The organism is Helicobacter bizzozeronii, assembly GCF_900196775.1.
Taxonomy (GTDB): Bacteria; Campylobacterota; Campylobacteria; order Campylobacterales; family Helicobacteraceae; genus Helicobacter; species Helicobacter bizzozeronii.
This window is the reverse complement of the sequence record NZ_FZLB01000115.1, coordinates 1-1,612: the sequence shown is the minus strand read 5'-3', so window position 1 is coordinate 1,612 and position 1,612 is coordinate 1. Positions and strand designations below refer to the sequence as shown.

General features: G+C 45.2%; 1 protein-coding gene and 1 pseudogene. Both read left to right on the top strand.

All coding sequences use genetic code 11. The features are described 5' to 3' along the window. Positions 1–152: 152 nt before the first annotated feature. On the top strand, positions 153–1,259 hold the full coding sequence (locus C5684_RS08930) for a Cj0069 family protein (protein WP_104629043.1): 1,107 nt from the start codon (positions 153–155) through the stop codon (positions 1,257–1,259). Positions 1,260–1,369: 110 nt separating this feature from the next. After that, positions 1,370–1,612 (top strand): annotated as a pseudogene (locus tag C5684_RS08925) (MerR family DNA-binding transcriptional regulator); the annotation flags it as partial.

The window sequence follows — 1,612 nt, the reverse complement described above, 5'->3', positions numbered from 1 at the left end:
ATATCCCTAAAGAACTATTGGCACCCTAAAGGGCGGTGAGTTGTATAGCTTTTGGGGGGAAAACCTCAGAGATTGAGCGTGGCTTAGATTCAAAATGCTACAATAGCATCAGCGGGTATTACCGCAAAAAATCTTTTTTTTTGGAGGACATGATGAAAAAGCATGTAGTGTTTTTTGAGGCAGTGGGCGGGACGGACAAGGGCAGAGATGGGCACAGACGCGACACCATGCCCATGATGGATTATCTAAAAAAAATGGGTTGGCAGGCAGAAGTGGTGCAACTCACCGATGAGATTTTAAAAGATTCTGAGAAAACCAAGGGCATTTACGAGTATGTGCAAGCGCATGCCGATGCCTATGTGTCCCGTGTCAATCCGGGCAACTTGAAAGAGGAAAAACTCTATTTTGATCTCTTGCGCAAACTCTGCGATCATGGCGTGGTTGGCATGCCCCATCCGGACGCGATGATTGGCTATGGGGCAAAAGACGCGCTCACCAAGCTAGCCGATACCGAGTTAGTGCCCGATGACACCTACGCCTATTATGACAAAGAGGAGGCTAAACGCATTGGGGTCACTTGGGGCGATCAACATGACTTAAAAAAGACTTTTCCCAAGACTCTAGCCAAGGGCGAGAGGGTCTTAAAACAAAATCGCGGCTCAACCGGTGAGGGCATTTGGCATGTGCAACTTGAAGAGCCTCTACCTGCGGGAGTTAGCGAAGTGCCTTTAAATGCCAAAATTAAATGCATTGAAGCGGTGGATAACCATGTGGAGCACCGCCAACTAGGCGAGTTCATGGATTTTTGTGAAAAATACCTGGTCGGGGATAATGGCATGCTCGTGGATATGACCTTTTTACCCCGCATTAAAGAGGGTGAGATTCGCATTTTAATGCTCTACAAACACCCTATTTATGTGGTGCATAAAAAGCCAGCTGAGGGCGCGGACGCTTTTAGTGCGACTCTTTTTAGCGGGGCGAAGTACCGCTACGATAAGCCCGAACAATGGGATAATTTGGTGCACTACTTCCTGAGGCAACTCCCCCATATCCAAAGCAAGTTGGGCAATTACGACCTGCCCCTCATTTGGACAGCAGATTTTATCTTGGATACCGATGAGCATGGCAAGGACAAATACATTTTAGGCGAAATCAACTGCTCTTGTGTGGGCTTCACCACTCCTGTAGAGTTTTTAGATAAAACCGCGCGCAAGGTGGCCAATACGGTTATTGATATTGTGGAGGACAAACTAGGCTAATTTAGGTCAATTGGAGGGGGTCAAAAACTGTAACTTAATTCTTGCATATTCTTATAAATAGTTATTAATATTTTATAAGTTTTTAAGTTTGATTTGCCTAACATGGGGGTATGGATAAGAACAAATTATTATCAGTCAGTCAAGCAAGCAAAATCTTAGGGGTAACAGCACAAACACTCCGTAATTGGGACAATCATGGGATTTTAAAACCGGATGTTTACACACAAGGAGGTGCGCGGAGGTATAGTTTGGAGGTATAGTTTAGAGAGTTTGCGGGGGATCAAAAAAGAATTTGTGTTTTGTAACGATAACCGCAAAACCATCGCCTATGCCCGTGTTTCTAGTGCCGACCA